Origin of the sequence: Streptomyces sp. PA03-5A (assembly GCF_033792725.1) — a bacterium.
Classification (GTDB): domain Bacteria; phylum Actinomycetota; class Actinomycetes; order Streptomycetales; family Streptomycetaceae; genus Actinacidiphila.
Genome location: NZ_JARAVL010000047.1, coordinates 20,877 through 41,091 on the forward strand (window position 1 = coordinate 20,877; position 20,215 = coordinate 41,091).

A 20,215-nucleotide genomic window follows, 5' to 3' on the forward strand; every position below is an offset into this window, starting at 1 on the left:
GCTGGAACTGCGCTACGAAAAGCTGCTCATATCGAGCACCGGTCAAACGCTGATCACCTACCACGCACAGCCAGGCAGCACCTCCGAGGAACGCCTCCGCCTCCTCGCAAGCATGATCGCTCCGGACCGTGCCGGCAGTTCACCGGCCGCCGACCAGCCTGCACCCCGGCAACACCGCCTCATAACCATCGGGTGCAACATCATCAGCCGCACCGAAAATGCGCGCGCACGGTGCGGCCGGCGGCGCTCCGCGGCCTGAGTACACCAGCGCGTGAGGTGTCCTGCCCACACACACGCGGCATGCGACGACCTTTCGCCGGTGCCCCGCGGTAGTCGTCCGTCTCTTCGCCCAGACGCCGGGAATGCGCAGCTTCATAGATGTGTTGCTTCCAATACCATACATCTGGCAGATGAACTACCTGACAGCCCATCCAGGGGAAGTGCATGCCCGACTACGGCCACGAACTCTTGCTCGGCACATTCATCACCCCCACCGCACAGGACCCGGCGCAAGCCGTGGCGCTTGCGGAACTCACGGAGGCTGCCCGGCTGGACGTCGGCACGTTCCAGGATCATCCGTACAATGCGGACTTTCTTGACATCTATACGCTGCTGACCTGGGTGGCGGCCAGAACCAGCCGCATCCGCGTATCGGCGAACGTCACGAACCTGCCCTTGCGGCCACCGACGATGCTCGCCCGGACGGCGGCGAGCATCGACGTCCTGTCCAAGGGCCGATTCGGACTCGGACTCGGCGCGGGCGCCTTCCCCGACGCCGTTCACGGCATGGGGGGACCCCGTCTGAGCCCTGGGCAGGGCGTCGAGGCTCTCGACGAGGCGATCGACATCCTCCGCGGCGCCTGGGACATCGGCCGCGACGACGCCCGGCTGATCCGGACCTTCGGCGAGGAGGTGGCGCCCGCCCTGCGTGAGGCCGTCGCCCGCGAGCGGTCGACCGCCCCCGCCGACACCGGCACGGTGCCCGACCGAACGGCTGTCGTCCTCGCCGAACGGCGCGACACCATCGACCACGACGCGGTCCCCGAATCCCTGGCGAAGAAGGTCGTCGAGCCGGGCGACTCGGCCTATGAGGACGTCCGCCACAGCTACGTCCATCCCGGATCGCCCGCCCTGGTCATCCGGGCCGAGAACTCCGACGACGTCGTTGCCGCCCTCGCCTGCGCGCGCGCTCAGAACGTAGCGCTCTCGGTACGCAGCGGCGGCCACGGCATCAGCGGCCGGTCCACCAACGACGCCGGCATCATCATCGACCTGTCGAAGATGAACTGCGCCGAGGTCCTGGACCGGGCCACCGGACTCATCCGCGTCGGCCCCGGCGCACGCTGGGGACATGTCGCCCGCGCGCTCGCACCGCACGTACTGGCCATGAGCTCCGGCGACTACGGCGACGTCGGTGTCGGCGGCCCCGCCACCGCCGGCGGCCTGGGTTACCTGGCCCGCAAGCACGGCCTGACCATCGACCACCTCACCGCCGCCGAGATCGTCGTCGCCGACGGCCGCAGGCTGCACGTCGACGCCGAGCACCACCCGGAACTGTTCTGGGCGATCCGGGGCGCGGGCGGCAACTTCGGCATCGTCACCGCCTTCGAACTGCAGGCGTACGAGTTCGAGAGCGTCGCCTACGCCACGCTGGTCGTGGACGCCACCAACACGGCCGACTTCCTCCTGAAATGGGGACGGCTGGTCGAAGCCGCCCCGCGGGAGATCACCAGCTTCATATCGATGTTCCCCGGCCGCCGCGGCGGGCCAGTCACCGCACAGATCACCCTGGTCTACGCGGGAGACGACACCGAGGACGCGCAGAACGCCCTGACCCCGTTCCTGGTCGCCGGCCCGGTCCTGGACCAGAGGGCGCAGCTCGTCCCCTACCACACGATCGTCGCCCCGCCCGAGAACCAGCACCGCGGCCAGGGCCTGGGAAACACCCGCAGCGGGCTGCTGGCACATCACCCCGGAGGCCGCCGGCATCATCGAGAAGGCGATGAAGTCGGGCGACGTCATGGTCATGCAGTTCCGCTCGATGGGCGGCGCCGTTCACGACGTCCCGGAGGACGCCATGGCCTGGTCGCACCGCACCCAGAACTTCTCCGTCATCGCCGCCACCGCCTCCAGCCATGTCACCCGCATGAACGCCCACTGGGCACGGCTGTACCCGCACCTGAACGGCATGTATTCCAGCTTCGAGACGGACACCGACCCGACCCGTCTGGTAGACGCCTTCCCCAAGCCCGTCCTCACCCGGCTCCGCGCCCTGAAGGCCGCATGGGATCCGGACAACGTCTTCAATCGCAACTTCGCCATCCCGCCCGCGGCGCCCTCCGACGGTGCCGCCCACCCCGGCGGAGCAGCCCCCACCCGGCGCTGACCCTCAAGTCCTTCCGTCCCGGGCTCCCCCGGGCCCGCACCGGGCACCGCTGTCCTTCCCGAGGATGAGAAAACGGCGCTCGTCACTGGCCGCGTTGGCAACGGCGGCAGCAGAACGGATGCCATCAGCGAGATTCAGATGCAGCAACCGTCGTGCAACGACGTGCCGACCCTGCCGTCCGATGCCGGAAGGTGTGCTGACTCTCCGGCCCTCCCTCAGTCTCCGTCAACAGCAACCGACCTTGAATTGGAGTTTCCGAATGCATGCTTCACCGTCCGCGCAGGGCACAGAACGCACCATCGACGACACCACCTGCCCGAATCTGCTGGGCGCGCTGGAGCTTGTCGGGCGACGTTGGACAGGAGGAATTCTGGCGGCCGCCGCACATGGTGCCCGCCGCCACGGAGAGTTCCGGACGATGGTCGGTGGTATCTCCGACCGCCTGCTGACCCAGCGTCTGAAGGAGTTGGCCGCCGAGGGGCTGATCGAGCGCACGGTGATGCCGACCACGCCCGTGCAGATCCGCTACAGCCTGACCCCGGATGGCCAAGCACTGCTGAACGCGCTCCAACCCCTGGTCCAGTGGATGGCCCGCCGCTCCGTCCCGGCGGGCACGGCGCAAACGCCCGCCCACCACCCCGGCTGACCGCAGGGCGGTAGCGGCACGTGCGCATTGCCGCCATGGAGCCGGGTGAGAACCCGGCGCCCCGTCCTGTCATCCGGATGTACGGGCCTTGACCCCGGATCCTGAACACGGGTTATGCGGCTTTGGCCAGCGTAGTTGATGCTGTTCGGAATGCTCGCTCGTAGGCGATCGGGCTGCGATGTCCGAGGCTGGCCGCTTCACGCCGTAGCGGCGCTGGTGGTCGGCAACGAACTGGAAGCGGTTCACCAGCGCGTCTCCCCGGCGAAATACTTGGCCGCCTTCCGCAGGATCTCACGCTCTTCTTCCAGCTCGCGGACCTTCTTGCGCAAAGCGGCTACACCTGGGCGTTCGCCACCCTCGCACTTGCCGCTCTCGCCGCCTCCGCGGTCTCCCTCCTGATTCCCCGCATCGGGCAGACCGACGACCATGCGTCCGGCGAGAGTCCCGCAGGGAGCGTCACCACCGGCGACGCGACCCCCGCATAGGCGCGCGAAGGCCGACCAGGGCGTCGGATCCAATCGGTCGCCAGCCGGCGAGGTGAACGTCGGGACTCACTGCGTGAGCGGCCCCCATGGGCGACGAGCGAGACAGGTTCGTCGTTCGTCGCCGTCGATCTTCGCCACGAACGATCGCTACAAATATTCCTCACATTTAAGGCAGAAAATTCGATTATTTTTTTGACGCATCGTTCCACATAGGGTTCACTGGCTGACGTGGCCGGGTCGCGACCGACCGGTAGTGCGGCGCTTCCTCGGTGAGCGCCAAGTCGCTAACTCCCAGGCCCAGGACTCAACGAACGCCGCCCACGCACGGATGCGGCACCGAAAGGACACAACATGAGCAAGCAGGAATCCCGCACGCCTTCCGCATGGCGTTCACGTGTGGTCGGCGCCGCCGCCGTGGCCGCACTGCTGGCCGGCGGGGGCGCGGGCGCGGCGGCCTGGGCATCCCAGCCCGCGTCCGCCGCGCACCATCCGGCGCAGTCCGCTGCGGCGCACAACGCGGCCACGGTGCAGCGGCTCGCCGACATCGAGGACATCCGGCAGGTGAAGGCGCACTACTTCCGCTACCTCGACAGCAAGCAGTGGTCCAAGCTGGCCGCGCTCTTCACCGCCCACCCCACCATCGACGTGGGCGCGAAGTACAGCAGCGGCAAGGAGCTCGCCGAGAAGACAGCGGCGCTCCTGGGGGATGCCCCCACCGCCCACCAGGGCTTTCTGCCGGAGATCCAGGTTCACGGGGACCGCGCCACGGCAATCTGGGCGATGGAGGACTACGTGAGCTTCCCGGCCGGATCCAGCTACAAGAACGGCTTCCACGGCTACGGCGAGTACCGCGACACCTATCGGCGGATCCACGGCCACTGGTACATCTCCAGCACCGTGCTGTCCCGGTTCCGGGTGGATACCGTCCCCAACTGGACGCCGTCCACCGCGCCGAAGAAGTAACACTCACCACCCCCTCGGCCCGCACAGGGCCCGTCACCTCAGGAGTAACAACATGAGCACCATCGGCGTCGGCATCATCGGCGGCAGCCCGGGCGGCTGGGCCTCCATCAGCCACATCCCCGCCCTCAAGGCCCTGCCGGACTTCACACTGCGCGCCGTCAGCACCTCCCGCCGCGAGTCCGCAGAGGCGGCCGTGCGGGAATTCGGGGTGGAGGCGGCGTTCGACAACCACGCCACCCTGCTGGCCCACCCCGGGATCGACATCGTCGTGGTGGCGGTCAAGGTCCCCCACCACAGGGAGCTCATCACGGCCGCGATCGACGCCGGCAAGACCGTCTACAGCGAATGGCCGCTGGCCCTGAACCTGGCGGATGCCACCGAGCTCACCCAGCGTGCCGACGCCGCCGGGGTGCGCACCGCCATCGGCCTGCAGGGCCGCTACCACCCCGAACTGCGCTACGCGCGCGACCTGATCCAGAACGGCAGGATCGGCCGGGTCATCGGCACCTCCCTCGTCGCCTCCGGCATGGTCTGGAACGGGCAGACCACCAGGGCCCACACCTACTGGTACGACGAGACACAGGGCGCCACCCCCCTGTCCGGCGCCGCCTTGCACGCCATCGACGCACTCAATGTCACTCTCGGAGAATTCGACCACCTGTCGGCCAACCTCGTCCGCGGCCGCACGGAAGTGACCGTCACCGACGACGGCAACACCATCGTCCCGGTGACCGCCCCGGACCAGATCTCGGTCATCGGCACCCTCGAGAACGGCGCCGCGGCCTCGGTCTTCTACCGCGGCGGCGTCTCACGTGGAGACAACTTCCGCTGGGAGATCAACGGCACCGACGGCGACATCGTCCTGACCGCCCCCTGGGGCAACATCCAGGTCACCGACCTCACCCTCCAGGCCGGCTTCGGCGACGATGCCACCGTCTCCGAGCTCGAAGTCCCCGCCGAGTACTCCGCCGACATCCCCGAGGGCCTCGTCGGCCCCGCCCGGAACGTCGCCGCGCTCTACACCCACCTGGGACGCGACCTCCGCGAAGGCACCCACACAGCGCCCGACTTCACCTATGCCCACACACGCCACCAATTGATGAACACCATCAAGAACTCGTCCCGCCAGTAGAACGCGCAGACCCTCGGCTGACGTCGCGCGGGAGACCGTTTCCCTCCCCGCTCCGCGAGGCACCATGGCGCAAATCTTTAACGAACGCTCGATATAAGGTCGCTTCCGCCTCTCACCCCCATGAAGCGGCGCGCCAAGCGTTCGGGCCGGGTTCGCCCGTGCTGGCGCCCATGCCTCTCGCCGGGCTGACGCACCCGGGCAGCAGTTCAACACGGGCTGCCAGGGCATGCGACAACCGGACGTCACCACGGATGGGGCACTTGCCATCCACGGACGAAGGTGTCGGCAGCGTTGCCGGCAATGCCGGCTTGACATCCCGCCCCGCCCGGTTGGGCCGCCCTTCGGGTCAAGGCGTCGGCGGGTCTCGTGCCGGCGCCGGGGCGGCGAAGCGGCACACCTGCTGTCTCCGCCGGCGGCGCCGCGTCTCGAGCAGCACACTCAATGACCACGACGGAGAAGACACGTATGCACAGCTCCACGTTCCACGGCGTGCCCGACGGGCCGGTCGAGGCCGGTCCCAGGTCCGAGTCGGTCGCAGCGGCGGCCGCGTTGCAGCCGCTGCTGCGGAAGCACGCCGGTCGCGGTGACCGGGACCGCGTCGTACCAGCCGAGATCGTCCATGCGCTGTCCGACGCCGGCGTCTTCCGGCTGCTGATACCGAGGCGATACGGCGGTCAGGAGGCGGACCTGCGCACCCTGACCGATGTCTCGGAGGCGCTCGGCGAAGCCGACGGCTCGGCGGCCTGGGTCGGGATGATCATCTCCGTGACGAACTGGCTGGCCTGCTTGTTTCCGGATGAGGCCCAGGAGGAGATCTTCGGAGCCGACCCTGATGCACGGGTGACCGGTGTGGCTGCGCCGACAGGCATCGGGGAGCGGGTGGCGGGCGGCTGGCGGGTCAGCGGCCGCTGGTCGTACAACTCTGGCGCGCCGTACGCAACCTGGGCGGCGGTCGGCGCACTCCTGCAGGACGAGGATGGTGCGGTCGCAGATCAGGCTCTGGTGCTGATTCCCGCCTCGGAACTGGTCATCGAGGACACCTGGCACACCGCCGGGATGCGGGGTACCGCCAGCAACACCCTCGTCGCGCAAGATGTGTTCGTTCCCGCGCACCGAATCCTTTCGGTCACGGAGGCGGCGGAGGGGGTCTACCCGCGCTCGTCCCGCGAGGAGGAGCTGTACGGCGCTTCGTTCGGCCCGATGCTGCTGCTGTGCCTGCTTGGTCCGTTGCTCGGGCTGGGCAAGTCGGCTCTGGACGTGGTGGTACGTGCTGCGGTGTCCAAACCGCTGTCGTTCACCGTTCACAACCGGCAGGCGGACTCGGTGGGGATCCAGATGCAGGTGGCCGAGGCCGCGCTGAAGATCGAGACAGCCAGGCTTCTGACCCACCGCGCGACCTCGCAGGTCGACCAGGCGGCCGCCGCCGGCCCACTGGACTATGCCGCGCGCGCCCACATCAGGGCCCGGGCGGGCTACGCGGCCCGCCAGATCCTCGAGGCCATCGGCATCCTGCTGGACGCGCACGGTGCCTCCGCCTTCGCCGAGACGAACACCCTGCAGCGCATCTGGCGTGATGCGAACACCGCAGCCCGCCACGCCGGCCTGATCCCTGTCGTCGGCCTGGAGGTCTATGGCAAGACACTGCTGAATGTGAACGAACGAGTGAGCCTCATGGTCTGACCCGGCAGCCGGATGGGGTCTGCGCCCTGTGGGGCGGGCGCCGCCCTATCCGCCTGCGGCAGGCCCTGCCCGGAAACGGGCCGTCCGACCCGTTCACACCTAAATCGCCGCAGATACGCGCGGCAAGGGGGGTGGTCCCCAAGTCGACGGAGTCCACCGTCCCAGACCCAACACATCGCAAACCAATGGAGAGCGCCATGACCGCATACGAGAGGCTGGCGGACGTCGAAGAGATCAAGAAGCTCAAGGCGCGGTACTGCCGTTTCGTCGACAAGCGAGGCCCCTCGGTGCTTGAGCGAGATGTCTGGCGTCTCAACCCTGCCGCCGGCGAGCCTCGTTGGTTACATATCCTTCCGCACTGGACCTGCCTCACGCACTGCTTGAGTGAGTCGCCATGCTGATCGTCACCCGGGAGGGTGACCGCCGCAGCAAGCTGCGGCCCTCCCAGCGAGCGCTCGTCGCGCTGGTGTACCTGCGCAGGCACGACTCCCTCGCCCAGATCGCGGCCGGCTTCCGGATCAACGTCGGTCGGCAGCGCCCACGCCTACGTCCGATCCATCATCGATCTCCTCTCCCGCCGATGCAAAGTACGTGCTGGTCGACGGCACACTCGCCGAGTGCGACCGCATCGGCGACGGTCGCGCCGACCACTCCGGCGAACTCCGCCAACTCATCACCGATCCCCAGGGCGAGATCCTGTGGATCTCTCCGGCCCTCCCCGGCCGGACTCACGACCTGACCGCGGCCCGCACTCACCGCATCGTGACCACCTGCGTCCGGCTCGGCACTCCGCCGTGGCCGATCTCGCCTGCATCGGCGCCGGCGGCACCTTCGCAACGCCTACCAGACGTCCGCCCCGCAAGGAGCTCACCGCCTCAGGATGCACACGACTTGGGTCCCAGCCCGGCCTTGCAGGAGGCCCTCACACAGCTGCGGGAACAAAGCCGCATCGAGGTAAGGAAAAATTCAACCCGCACGCAGCGTCCTCGGACCGTGTATCAACTGTGGCCGCACCCTTATCCGCACCGGCCCAGCAAGACCACGATCCACAGCTGGAGTGCTACGCCAATGCGCGTAATCCGACACTCGACTTGAGCGGAATGCCCAAGCTCAGACGTATGCGGGTTGACCGTCCGGGAACCCGGCCGCGTCTCGGCGGGAACGGGAACACCAGAAGTGTTGATGGTGCGCGGCCTGGACGCGCCGCTTCGCGCCAGGTACGCCGCGAGTCGCCTCTCATGACGCCGGCTGGCGACCTACGTCCGTCCGGTAACGGCTCTCCGGGGTGCCGGCGCCATCTGCATACGGCGCGGTGACTCCACGGCGAACCGTCGAAGACCTCGCTGAGTGAGCCCGCGTCCAGGCTCCGGCCGTCTGTCGTGCCGCCGCGCATGCCCGCCACTGCCCCGCACAAGCGCGGCGGGTGCCAGGGAGCGAACCCTGGCACCCGCCGCGATCAGCCGGATTGGCACGTGCCGCCGGCCTCGGCGATCATGCGGTGCCGTGGTGCAGATACGCGCGGTCCACCGTCTGGCGGACGCTGTTGCCCGCCGCGTCGGTCGCGGTCACGCGCAGGGTGACATAGGCGTCGCCGCGCACCCGAAGGGGCCGCTCGACCGTGGCGCTGAACACACTGCCCTTGCGGGTGGTGACGGCCTTGGTCCAGGTCCGCCCGTCGTCATAGGAGGCCTCGGCCTTCAGTGACACCCCGCGCGGTGCTGCCATGCCGTCCTGCATCCGGACGGTCAGCTCGATGGTGTGCCTGCGCTGGGGCCCCAGCGCGTTGAAGGCGTCGGCCCGGACGTCGTAGTCGACCTGGAGCAGTGGCAGCAGGGCGTCGGCGTCGGCCGCCGCCGAGCGGAACGACCACGACGTGCGGGTGCCGGTGCCGAAGCGCCAGTTGTCCGCCGTACGGGTGGTGGCCAGGTCCAGCCGGTACGCGGCGTCACCCGCGGGCACCTCGAAGTTGCCCCACGCGCCGCGTTCGGAGGAGGCGATCCGCTGCCCGTTCCGGTACAGCTCCGCGACGGCCGTGTCGCCGATGGTGTCGAAGCCCCCGGTCTGCGCGAAGGACCAGTGGACGGTGTCGGAGGAGTCGTTGAACTCCGGCACGTACACCGCGAGGGTGTTGCCGGTGCGCACCGACGGCAGGTGCCCGCCGCGCGGGATCGAGGGGCGGACCACCGCGCCGTACCAGCGCTCGGTGGCCTGCTGACCGGGCCGGTAAGTGTGCGCGTCGTCGCGCATGCCGCCCTGCAGTGGGGAGCCCAGGTCGTCGACGGGGCCGTACGCCACGGCGTGCTGCCACTGGGTGTCCCCGGCCGTCACGTACTCCACGCGGTCCCGGCCCACCGGGACGAAGCGGCTCCACTGGTTCCAGGCGGTGTCCTGGTACGGACGCCATCCAAAGCGCTGCTCGGTCGCCCAGGCCGAGGCCCCGGTACGGGTGTACGTGGCGCGGACCCGCGCACTGTCATGCTCCGACACCTCGAACACCGGGTGCTCGGGGACGGCGCTCTTGGCGATCACGAGGTCGTACATGTAAGGGCTGACCACCGTGCCGGACAGCGTCACCGTCGTGGTGTCCTTCGCCATGCGCTTCAGCAGCGCCGTCCCCTCCGTCCAGGAGGCCCGCACGTACGGCAGGGCCAGCCGGTCGCCGATGGGCCGCCAGTCCGCCGTAGGGTTCAGGCTCTCGGCCCACACCACCAGCAACGCCTTGGCTCCCGCGTCCGCCGCAGCTCGCGCCAGGAGGTACGTGTCATAGCCGCCGGAGTTGTCGTCCTGCACGACGGCCAGCTTGCCGCGCACGCCGCGGAAGGCGGGGGCCTGCGCCGTGCCGGCGTACACGGCGGTCAGCCGCGCGCCCTGGTCACCGAGGGGCGGGGAGTACGGCTCGTAGACGGGGGTGAGCCCCAGCGGCCGGCCGGAAACCTCCGCTTCCACCTGCGGGGCGGCCAGTTGCGCCCGCAGGGTGAACTCGAAGGCGCCGTCGGTGACCGGGGCGGTGGGCGAGGTGAGGTACCGGTCGCCGGGCCAGACGATGAGGCCCGCCGTCCGGCTGTGGCCGTCGATCTCTCGGTAGTACGTGGGGCTGATGATGCCGTACCGCTTGGCCGGGCGCGGTGTGCGGAAGCTGACCTCGGTGGCCTTGACGGCGCTCAGCGTCACCGTCGTGTCCTTGCCGACCTTCACCTCCGGGACGACGACGTCGCCGTACTCGGCGACACCGTTCTCTGCGGCGTCGTAGAAGTCGTAGCTGAGCTGGTAGGTGCCCTCCTCGACAAGGGCGACGCCGGTCTCGCGGTCGGTGTAGTCCACGACCCCGTCGGCACCCCAGATGGTCGGGGCCGCGCCGGGCACGATACGGCCGGTCCGGTCGCGATAGACCACGGTCAGCAGGTGCCGCGGGGCGTGCACCACCAGGGAGACGGTGGTGTGGCCGACCACGGTGCCGTCGGCGGCCCGCGCCGTGAGGTATCCGTAGTACTTGCCGCGGACGGCGCGCGCCGCGTCGGTGCGCAGCGGGACCTCGGCCGTGGCGCCGGGGGCCACCTGCACGGTGCCGGAGCCGACGGCGACCACGCCGTCGGGGAGCGCACGTCCGGAGGTCGTGGCCAGGCTGACGCCCAGCGTCAACGAGATCGGGCGGTCACCGGTGTTGGAGTAGCGGACGGTGGCCGCCTGCCGCGATCGCCCTGTGTCGTCGGCCTGCAGCGACGGCAGGGTGACGGTGCCGGTGGCGGTGACCGGGCCGGTCGCCGCGGCGAGGTCGATCCGGCCGCCGCCCTGCTCGGTCACACCGGTGCCGGGCACTGTATGCGAGGTGCTGATCAGAGCGTCCTTGAGCTGTTGTGCGGACCAGCCCGGGTGCTGCTGGGCCAGCAGCGCTGCGGCACCGGCCACATGCGGCGTGGCCATCGAGGTGCCGTCCAGTGCCACGTAGTAAGCGTCGACCGGCGTGCCCAGGGTGGTGCCGGCCGCGCGGGCGGCGACGATGCCGACTCCCGGGGCGGTCACGTCGGGCTTGGCCGCGCCGTCGCCGTCGCGGGGGCCGCGGCTGGAAAAGGAGGCGAGGGAGTCGTCGCGGTCGACGGCGCCGACGGTCAGCGCGGCATCGGCGGCGCCGGGCGAGCCGACGCTGGACGGGGACGGGCCCGCGTTGCCGGCGGCGACGACGAAGAGCGTGTCGGTGGACGCGGTCAGCGCGTTGAGCGCCAGGCTCATCGGGTCGGTGCCGTCGGTTTCCATGTCCGCACCGAGGCTCATGTTGACGACCTTGACGTCCTCGCCGGCCGCCCACTCCATGCCGGCGATGACGCCCGACTCGGAGCCGTAGCCGTTGTCGTCGAGGACCTTGCCGATCAGCAGGTCGGCCTTGGGCGCCACGCCGCGGCGGGTGCCGGAGGACGCGGCACCGGTACCGGCGACGGTGGAGGCGACGTGGGTCCCGTGACCGAAGTGGTCCTCGGTGTTGGCGCTCCCGGAGAAGTCCTTCGCCCCCGCGATGCGGTCGGCGAGGTCGGGGTGCTCGGAGTCGACGCCGGTGTCCAGTACGGCGACCTTGACGCCCTGGCCCTCGTAGCCGGCCTTCCAGGCCGCGGGCGCGTTGATCTGCGCGGTGCTGCGGTCCAGTACCGCCTTGACCTTGCCGTCCAGCGCGATCCGCGGGGTGACCGCGGCACGGGCGGCGTCCGAGGTCCCGCCGGAGTTCAGCGTATTCCAGAACGTGCCCAGGTCGCGGTCGGCGATCCGTACCGATCGGGCGCCGATGCTCTCCAGGCTGCGGGAGGGCGCCTTGTCCGAGTTGAGCGACACCAGGCGGTCGGCGGTGGCCGCCGCGGCCTTCGACGCCTGCGCGGTGGCCCTCGCCCCGGCGCGGGACGGCTCCGGCAGGGAGGAGACGATCAGCGGCAGTGCGGAGGTGTGGGTGACGTCGTAGCCGTCGGCGATCAGGGCCGTCACATCGAACAGCCGGCGGTCCAGGGTGCCGGCGGCGACCAGTGTCTCGGCGTCGAACGGCATGACCGTCAGCGCCGCCTTGTCGTCCCCCTCCAGTGTCTTGAACGGCATGTGCTCGCGCCCGGGGGCGGGCTGTACGGAAGCAGTGCGCCGTCCTCCGGGCAGCGTCGTCACGGTCACCCGGTCACCGGTCACCAGACGCACGGTCGCGGAGTGGGGCTTCGGCACGGCGGCGGGGCGGGCAGCGGTCCCGGAGGCATCCGTCCCTGACGCGGCGGCGGCCTGCACACCTCCGGTGGCCACCATCAATCCCGCCGATATTGCCGCCGTTAGGCGGGTCCAAGCCATCAGAGAAACACCTTTCGTCGGTGGTCCCTCGAGCGGATGTGCTGGTCGAGGGGAATGCGGATACAGCGACGTCGCCGGTTGAGGACGGCGGCGTTCGGTGTGGATGCTGATGTTCAGTCGGGGCACGTCGTGCTCCGCCTGTTGTCGGGACCATGTGTCGCTTGTGGCCGGCGGCGACGGCAGGCAGACGTGGGCCAGCACTGCGAGGGTGATGTGCCGATGCCGGCCGACGTGGCAACCGACCCGCTTGCCGGTTGTGTTGTCAGTTGTCGTGCCGGTCGGGCCGGACTTCGATGTGGTCGGGCTCGAGGTCGAGCAGGACTCGGTGGCTGATGTCGAGGGCGGTGGTGAAGTCCCGTGGGAGCTGGAGACGGCCGGCCCGGTCGACGGTGGCGTACTCGCGGGCGTGGGTGACGGTGTTGCCCTGGTCGTCGACGGTGGTGTGGCGCAGGACCTCGGAGGCGGTGCGACCGTCGCGGACGGCGACGGTGCGGTCGACGGCCTGGGCGACGGCCTGGTCGTGGGTGACGATGACGACGGTGGTGCCGAGTTCCTGGTTGGCGGTGCGGAAGGCGGCGAAGACCTGTTCGGCGTTGGCGGAGTCGAGTTGGCCGGTGGGTTCGTCGGCCAGGACCAGGGCGGGGTGGTTGGCCAGGGCGACGGCGATGGCCGTGCGTTGTTGTTCCCCACCGGACATCTGCTGGGGCCGGCGGTCGGCGCAGTGGGCGATACCGACCAGATCGAGCAGTTCGGCGGCGCGGGCCGCACGTTGTCTGCGGCCCTTGACGCCGCCGGCCAGGCGCATGGGCAGCACGACGTTCTGCAGGGCGGTGAGGTAGGGCAAGAGGTTGCGGGAGGTCTGCTGCCACACGAAGCCGACGACTTCGCGCTGGTAACGCAGGCGGCTGCCGCCATCCAGGTCGAGGAGGTCGAAGCCGGCGACGGAGGCGGCGCCGGCGGTGGGGGTGTCCAGTCCGGCCAGGATGTTCAACAAAGTTGACTTGCCGGAGCCAGACGCACCTACCAGGGCCATGAGCTCGCCGCGCGCGACGAGCAGGTCCAGGCCTTGCAGGGCTTGAACCTCGTCGCCCTGGGCGGTGAAGATGCGAACCAGGCGGTCGCAGGCGATGAGAGCTTCCTGGCCGTAGGCGGGGCGTTCGCGGCGCTGGGTGGCGCGTCGTTCGAGCTCGGCCAGGGTCACCCCACCTTCCGCGGGAACGGGGGTGCCGGTGGTGGACTCAATGGTGTCGTCGGTCACGCTCGGTCCCCGATCCGCAGTTCCGTTCCTTCGCCGCGTCGTCCGGTGGCCCAGGCCTGTACTGCCAGGACCGCGCAGGCCAGCGCGATGAGCGCGGCTGACGGCAGGAGCAGGGAGGCGAGGTCGGTGCGCAGTACCGCTGCCGAGACGTCGGTGGCGGGTGTGGTGGTGCTGAATGCCAGCGCCGTCAGGTCGACGCCCGGCCGTAGCAGCGGCACGGTCACGGCGCTGACCAGGACGCCGCCGACCGCTGCGAGCAGAACCTGCGGCAGCATCTCCAGGACCGCCAGACCCTGCCGCTGACGGCTGGTCATGCCCATGGTGCGCAGTCGGGCCAGCAGTGCCCGCCGCTGCGGCGCGTTGTGCAGCAACGACAACATCAACGCCAGCGCACTGAACCCGGCACCGGCCGCAACCGCCGCCAGATACACACTCCGTGCGCCGGACTGCAACGCCGTCGTCCGCCCGTACGCGGCCCGCTCCTGCGAACGCAAGGAGACCTGCATACCGGGCAGCGCCGCCTCGCGCGCCACGGTGCGCAGCGCCGTGCCGTCGAGGTCCGCACCGGACACGAAGAGCGCGTTGGGCTCCAGCAGTTGGGGCTGCGCGTCGGGGTGGGCCCGGCGCATGGCTGCCGCCGAGACGATCACGAAGTCCCCGCTCGTCGCGGCCGGCGAGACTTCCCTCGTCGCGACGAACCGCACCCGGGTCAGGCCGGCGGACGCCGGCACCTCGCCCGTCGACCCGCCGAATGCGCGAGCGAGACGGGGGGAGACGACCGCGGGCAGCGGTTCACGCCCGTCGTCGGCGGCCAGCGCCCCGGCCGGAAGGGTGGCGCCGAGGCCGGTTTCCGCGGCGAGGTGGGCGTACCGCTGCGGGTCGGCGACGATCAGGGCGTACGGCAGGCCGCTCGACGTGGCCGACAGTCCCCTCTCGATCCGCACGTCCAGGGTGTCGCGTACTCCGGGGACCCGGCGGATGCGAGCCTCCAGCCCCTTCGGGAGGGCGGCCGAAGATTCCAGCCGGGCGTCGGCGCCTACCGCTGTGACCGCGGCGTGGTCGCGCCCCTCCTTGACGCCGGCGAGGACAGCGCCCCCGAAGGAGGTCACGGTCAGAGCGGTGATCACCGCCAGCAGTGGCAGCGCCGCGGTCGCGGGAGTACGGCCGGCGCGTGCCACACCGATCAGCAGCACGGCGCCCTCGAGGCGTGCGGCGGGTCGGCCCAGGAGTCGTACGGGCAGCGGATACACGCGCAGCAGCACCAGCGCGGCCACCACTGCCACCAGTACCGGGGCCGCGGCCATGAGCACATCCGCCCCGCCGTCGGCGGTCCCCCTGCGGCGCAGCGCGATCACCGCGCCGGCCACGATGACGGCGATCGTCACTTCGCCCACGGTCCGGCGCCGCGAGGGACGCACCGCCACCAGGTCCTCCCGCTGCTCCGGACGGGGCCTGCCGGCCACGACCAGAGCGCGCAGGGGAAGGGCGAGAGACCCCACGACGGCGACAGTCGCGGCAAAGACCACGGACGGCGTGAAGCGCTCGACCGGGAACAGCGCCAGCGCGAGTCCCAGGCCGAGGGCCGCCGACGGCGCCGCTACCACCGTGCTCTCGCCGAACAGTCGGGCGGCCAGGCCCGGCAGGGCGATGCCCCGGGCGCGCAGCAGCGTCAGCTCCGCCCGGCGCCGGGCCACCTGGAGTCCGGCGGCGATCATGAGCACGACGGCGGCGACCGTGCCGATGCCCACCGCAGCGACCATGATCAGCGGCTGGGCCGCGGCACGCTCGCGGAGGAAGGGCGTCAGCACGTCGGCGAGCCCGTCCTCCTCGACGGTCAGGCCGTGCTGCCGGGCGAGCAGTTGCAGTCGGGTGGCGTCCGGGCCGGCGTTGAGCGCGGCGATCCGGTCGCGGACGGCAGGAGCGTCGCGCGCGGTGAGGGTGTCGATGTCGGCCGGATGATGCCAGTACGCCTGCGCGCCGTCACGGAGACCGAGCAGCGCAGCCGCGGCATTCGGGTCGATGAGCGCGGTGAAATGCCAGTGGAACGTCGGATCGGGCTGACTGGGGAGCGCGATCACGCTCGGCGCGCGCAGGTCCGGCTGGGATCTCCAGTAGGTTGCCGAGGGCGACCGCGGTGTGAGGATTCCGGTGATGCGTACCGTGGCCTCCCCGCTCGGGCCGGGTATGTGCAGGAGCCTGCCCGCGGCCAGATTCATGACCTTGGCGGTGCGGTCTGTGACGGCTGCCTCGATGACGCCGTTGTCGTTGCCGCCGGGGCGGGGCAGCCGCCCGCTCACGACCCGGATGCGGGCGGCGAGGTCCTGCTGGGCGACCAGCGTGATCTCCGGGGCGAGGCTCTTGGTGATGCGGGGCAGCCCGGGGTCGGTGACCGGGTTGGCGCGCGCGCTGCGCACACCGTAGATGGTCTGGCCCTTGTCCAGCGCCAGCGGTGGCCGGACGACCTGCTGGAACGCTTCCTCGGCCGCGGCCAGCGCGTCCGGGGTCAACAGCGCCTCGGCGTTGTACGGATAGGCCATCCGCGACACGTCCAGCGACATGCTGACGCTGCGGCCGACCACCGGTGCCCGTCGCAGCATGTCGCGCAGCGTGTCGTTCTCGTACCCGTCCACGACTCGGGGCAGCGCGGCTGCCAGGAACGCCGTCACCAGCACCAGCACGGCCAGAGCGACCGTCGCACCGGGGGCGGCCCGGAACCGGGCACGGATCCAGGACACATCGCCGTGACCGCGAGAAGTCCGCGACTGGGTCATGTCACTCACCTCCTTGACGGCGCAGCGCCTTAACGGGGTCCACCGACCGCAGCGCTGTCAACGCGACGACCAGCAGCGGCACCACGGCCACGATGACCAGCAGTCCGACGAACGAACCGGGCGGCAGCTCCACCCGCACCGCGGGCACTGGACTGTCCGCACCGGTGGTCAGCACGATCAGCGGCACGACCAGCCGGGTCAGCAAGCCACCCAGCACCGCCCCCACCGCCACCGCGACCAGCACCAACAGACCTTGCTCGGCGGCGACCACCCGGGACAGCGAACGCCGCGGGGCACCCAAAGCGGCCAGGATCGCCACTTCCTGCGCCCGCCCCCGCATCGCGCCGACTGCCGTGGCCGCGAACCCGAGCGCGGCCAGCAGCGACGCCGCCACCACTGCGGCGGGCAGAGCCGACAGGGGACCGGCGCCGAGCGGATCGCTCCGCAACTCGTCCCGCTGCTCGGCACGTACCAGGACGGAGGTGATGTCACCACGGGCCCGCAGGACGGACGCCACCTGCGGACCGGCATGCGGATCGGTGGCGATCCACCACTCACCGGGCTGCAACCCGCCCCGGTCCAGCCCCGCCAGCGCGCGGTTGACCGTCTGCAGGTCCAGCAGGACCGCACCGCCGTCGCTGTCGGGCGCCACGGCGCGGGTGGTGGGCAAGGCACGCAGCGTTCCCGCGACGCGGACGGTCAGTTTCACACCCCGCACGTCGACGTTCACTTTGTCGCCCACTCGGGCATCGACCGCACGCAGGAACGCGTCGGTGACCAGGGCGGGCACCTCGCTCCTGAACGGAGTACCGGCTCGCACGCTCACCATGGCACCGTGCGAGCCGCCCTGGACGTAGTCCTGGAAGGGCTCCGCCCCTGTGTCGTAACGCACGGTCAAGGGAGTACCGCTGTCGGAGCGTGGCGTTTCCACCCGCGAGTTGCGGTAGCCGTGCGCAGGGTCCTCCTCGAAATCCGGGGCTTCGATCCGGGTGCGGGCACTCCAGGCCGTGCCGTTCGGCACGGACACGGCCTCCGGCACTCCGCCTGCGGTCACCGCGGTCAGCGTGGTGAGCGAGAGACGGTGGTGCTCGGCCCGGCGAGGCACCAGGTAATCGGCCTTGAGACCACTGAGCCGCAAAGGACCGGCCGGTCGGGCACCAGCTGCCCGGCCCGCCTCGGCCGCGAAGTCCGCCTCGAGCACATGTCGCCGGCCGTCCGCGGGAACCTGTCCCAGAGCGAAGGTGTACGGCGCGCCGTAACGGTCGACGAAGGTCGCCGATATGCGGTCGGTGACGGTGCCGGCGACCGACCGGCCGTCGGCTCCCACGGCCTCAAGGCTCACGACGAACCGCAGCCGCGCCGCGCCCTGCGGCAGCACGAACCCGGCGTCGGGTCCGGAGGCCCCGTCGGGCCGCAGCGGCCGCACCAGGTCCGCGACCGGCCGGTCGGCGAGGTCGTCGCGCAGCTTCATCACCTCCGCTGCGGCCGTGCTGTCCATCACCAGCACGGTTGCCTCGCGGTCCCTGGGCAGCGGCGCCTCGCTGCGGTTGACCGGCATCACCGCGGTGATGCCGGGTACCTCGTCGTACACGCCGCCCTGCCCGAAGGGCGTGGTGGATGTTCCGGTCACACGGAGATCCGAGCCCACGGCGAAGTCTGCCTGGTCACTTTGAGAGCGCGTCCAGCTCGCGCTCTCCCCGACGGCGAAGATGCTGATCGACATGGCGAAGACCAGCAGCAGTGCGGGCGTGGTCCCGCGTCCGGGCCGCCGGGAGAGCTGCCAGCCCGTCAGCGCCGCCGCCAGCCCCCGGCCTCGTGCCGCGCGCCGCTCCCCCAGCCGGGCGACCAGCGGCAGCAGACGCAGGGTGAGCACTGCGCCCGCCAGCAGACACAGCGCCGGTGCGACCACGAGGACCGGATCGAGCCCGAGGGCTCCACCACTGTCGGCCGTGAGCACGCCCGATCCGCCGCCGCGGAGGGAGAGCTGCCAGAACGCCAGGCCCGCCACGACCACCAGGCCGATGTCCGCGCCTGCCCTCGCGGCGGCGGGGAGGGAATGCCGGCCGGTGGCCGCCGCCTGCTCCCCCGCGTACGTCCCCGGGCGTCGCAGCGACGGGGCCAGCACGATGAAGGCGCAGGCCAGCCCGGCGACCGTGGCCACCCGCCAGGCAGTCGAAGCGGAGGCCTCCAGCGACACCCCGGCGCGGGCGAGAGCCCCGTGTGCGGCCAGCAGGTGCGCCAACGGCTCAGCCAGCAGCGGCGCAAGCACGACTGCGGGCAGGGCCAGCAGTAGGGCCTCGGTCGCGGCGAGCCCGGTGACGCGGGCGCGGGAGCCGCCGCGGGCGCGCAGCCACGCCAGCTCCCCGGAGCGTTCGGCGGCCAGCAGCCCGGCGACCAGGAACAGCGCGAGGGCGGCCAGCAGTCCCAGCTGCAGGGCGCTGATCAGCAGGGTTGAGCGGTTGACCAACAGGGTGCCGTTCAGGTCCTCGAGCAGGTCGGGGAGGTCGCTCTCGGCGACGACGGTCCCGTCGGGTGACAGGCGGTCCAGGCTCCGCAGGGTCTGCTCGGCGGCCAGCCGCACGTCGTCCATGCGGCCGACGGTCATGGCCGAGAAGTCCCCGCCGGTCTGCCACTGCATTTCGGCCGCGGGAACGGCACCGGAAGAGAACGACCGCGGGTCGGTCAGCAGTGGCCCATAGGTGGTGAACGCCAGCGTCCGCACGCCGCGTCCGGCAAGCGGGTCCAGCCGCCAGTACAGGGCGGTGGCGTCGGTGGCTCGGTACGCGCCGGTCAGGCGCACGCGCAGCGACGGCCCGCCCAGCCGGTCGGCCAGCGTGATCATGTCTCCGGGCCGCAGCCGCAGAGCCGTAGCGACGGTCTCCGGCACCGCCACCGGAACCGCTTCTCCGGCGGGCGCCGGCCCGGGCAGGTCCCCCCGGGTGAGCGTCACCCGGGACGGGTCGAAGGTGGCCAGCAGCGTCAGGTCAGGGTCGTCCGTACGGGGCGAGCCCGCAGGACGCAGGCTCAGCGGGAGACCGTACGGGCCGGAGCGCGTCGTGGAGGCGACGCTCACCGGCAGTCCGTCGTAGGCGCCCGCCACGGCCTGGCGCACCGCGGCGTCCATCCGTGCCGGGTCCTGGCTCCCGACGCCGGACTTCACATCGATCAGCGTCCGGCCCGCCGACTGTTCCTGCAGTGCCCGACGCAGGCCCGCGTCGCCGATCGCGGCGCTGAACGTCGCGAGCGCCGCCACCGCGCAGGTCGTCAGCACAATGGACAACAGCGCCGCGCCCAGCAGCAGCCGATGGGCGCGCAGACGCAGCAACACCAAGCCCGTCACCGTGCCCCCGATCGGCAGAGGTGGTGCCGCGCAAGAACAGCTGACGCCGTGCGCGGGCACGAGATGCGCGAATCGCCGGGGCGCTGTTCGCTCAGGATGTGAATCCGAAACAAGCCCGGGCACCCGCCTGCGGCAGAGGTTGTCGACGCCACCCGGCGCAGGCCTGGTATCCCGGAGGGGGTGGCCGGCTCAGTGGCTCGCCCGGCCGTTGTGCGCCGCTCCCATCCCCGACCAGTCCTGTCGA

Annotated in this window: 11 protein-coding genes and 2 pseudogenes; 8 read left to right on the top strand and 5 right to left on the bottom strand. The window is 70.9% G+C overall.

Annotated elements, in window-relative coordinates; all coding sequences use genetic code 11:
* Positions 1-444: 444 nt before the first annotated feature.
* The 3 genes and pseudogenes from PV410_RS38835 to PV410_RS38845 all read left to right on the top strand — a co-directional run.
* A pseudogene (locus tag PV410_RS38835) lies at positions 445-1,473 on the top strand (LLM class flavin-dependent oxidoreductase); the annotation flags it as partial.
* Positions 1,474-2,188: 715 nt separating this feature from the next.
* Entirely contained in the window at positions 2,189-2,386 is a 198-nt protein-coding gene (locus PV410_RS38840; protein ID WP_500331096.1) for a BBE domain-containing protein, read from the top strand.
* A gap of 259 nt (positions 2,387-2,645) precedes the next feature.
* Positions 2,646-3,032 (top strand): winged helix-turn-helix transcriptional regulator, encoded by a 387-nt coding sequence (locus PV410_RS38845; RefSeq protein WP_500331049.1) that lies wholly within the window; start codon positions 2,646-2,648, stop codon positions 3,030-3,032.
* Positions 3,033-3,274: 242 nt separating this feature from the next.
* On the opposite strand, the gene PV410_RS38850 is transcribed toward PV410_RS38845, so the two are convergent.
* On the bottom strand, positions 3,275-3,460 hold the full coding sequence (locus tag PV410_RS38850; protein ID WP_500331051.1) for a hypothetical protein: 186 nt from the start codon (positions 3,458-3,460) through the stop codon (positions 3,275-3,277).
* Positions 3,461-3,868: 408 nt separating this feature from the next.
* Between PV410_RS38850 and PV410_RS38855 the strand changes: the two genes are divergently transcribed.
* From PV410_RS38855 to PV410_RS38875, 5 genes and pseudogenes are all read left to right on the top strand, one after another.
* A complete protein-coding gene (locus PV410_RS38855) occupies positions 3,869-4,480 on the top strand; it encodes a nuclear transport factor 2 family protein (protein ID WP_500331052.1) in 612 nt (203 codons plus the stop codon).
* Between the two features lie 52 nt (positions 4,481-4,532).
* Positions 4,533-5,612 carry a Gfo/Idh/MocA family protein gene (locus tag PV410_RS38860; protein WP_500331054.1) on the top strand — a complete coding sequence of 360 codons (1,080 nt, stop codon included), beginning with the start codon at positions 4,533-4,535 and terminating at the stop codon, positions 5,610-5,612.
* Positions 5,613-6,053: 441 nt separating this feature from the next.
* Entirely contained in the window at positions 6,054-7,292 is a 1,239-nt protein-coding gene (locus PV410_RS38865) for an acyl-CoA dehydrogenase family protein (RefSeq protein WP_500331056.1), read from the top strand.
* A 197-nt stretch (positions 7,293-7,489) separates the two neighbouring features.
* Positions 7,490-7,693, top strand: coding sequence for a hypothetical protein (locus tag PV410_RS38870; protein ID WP_500331058.1), 204 nt, complete (start codon positions 7,490-7,492; stop codon positions 7,691-7,693).
* Positions 7,687-8,164: pseudogene (locus tag PV410_RS38875) on the top strand (transposase); the annotation flags it as partial. The gene PV410_RS38870 and the pseudogene PV410_RS38875, both read left to right, overlap by 7 nt.
* Positions 8,165-8,783: 619 nt before the next feature.
* On the opposite strand, the gene PV410_RS38880 reads toward PV410_RS38875, so the two are convergent.
* The 4 genes from PV410_RS38880 to PV410_RS38895 all read right to left on the bottom strand — a co-directional run bounded on the left by PV410_RS38880 (position 8,784) and on the right by PV410_RS38895 (position 19,959).
* Complete coding sequence (locus PV410_RS38880; protein WP_500331060.1) at positions 8,784-12,449, bottom strand: S8 family serine peptidase; 3,666 nt, start codon at positions 12,447-12,449, stop codon at positions 8,784-8,786.
* A 415-nt stretch (positions 12,450-12,864) separates the two neighbouring features.
* Positions 12,865-13,860, bottom strand: coding sequence for an ABC transporter ATP-binding protein (locus PV410_RS38885; protein WP_500331061.1), 996 nt, complete (start codon positions 13,858-13,860; stop codon positions 12,865-12,867).
* Positions 13,857-16,631, bottom strand: coding sequence for a hypothetical protein (locus PV410_RS38890; RefSeq protein WP_500331063.1), 2,775 nt, complete (start codon positions 16,629-16,631; stop codon positions 13,857-13,859). Before PV410_RS38890 ends, PV410_RS38885 begins: the two co-directional genes overlap by 4 nt.
* A gap of 1 nt (position 16,632) precedes the next feature.
* Complete coding sequence (locus PV410_RS38895) at positions 16,633-19,959, bottom strand: FtsX-like permease family protein (protein ID WP_500331098.1); 3,327 nt, start codon at positions 19,957-19,959, stop codon at positions 16,633-16,635.
* Positions 19,960-20,215 lie beyond the last annotated feature (256 nt).

What these genes read in the sequence shown, in the direction of transcription:
- PV410_RS38840 (WP_500331096.1), top strand. Translation starts at nt 2,189, where the DNA reads ATGTATTCCAGCTTCGAGACGGACACCGACCCGACCCGTCTGGTAGAC.
- PV410_RS38845 (WP_500331049.1), top strand. Translation starts at nt 2,646, where the DNA reads ATGCATGCTTCACCGTCCGCGCAGGGCACAGAACGCACCATCGACGAC.
- PV410_RS38850 (WP_500331051.1), bottom strand. Translation starts at nt 3,460, where the DNA reads ATGGTCGTCGGTCTGCCCGATGCGGGGAATCAGGAGGGAGACCGCGGA.
- PV410_RS38855 (WP_500331052.1), top strand. Translation starts at nt 3,869, where the DNA reads ATGAGCAAGCAGGAATCCCGCACGCCTTCCGCATGGCGTTCACGTGTG.
- PV410_RS38860 (WP_500331054.1), top strand. Translation starts at nt 4,533, where the DNA reads ATGAGCACCATCGGCGTCGGCATCATCGGCGGCAGCCCGGGCGGCTGG.
- PV410_RS38865 (WP_500331056.1), top strand. Translation starts at nt 6,054, where the DNA reads ATGACCACGACGGAGAAGACACGTATGCACAGCTCCACGTTCCACGGC.
- PV410_RS38870 (WP_500331058.1), top strand. Translation starts at nt 7,490, where the DNA reads ATGACCGCATACGAGAGGCTGGCGGACGTCGAAGAGATCAAGAAGCTC.
- PV410_RS38890 (WP_500331063.1), bottom strand. Translation starts at nt 16,631, where the DNA reads ATGACCCAGTCGCGGACTTCTCGCGGTCACGGCGATGTGTCCTGGATC.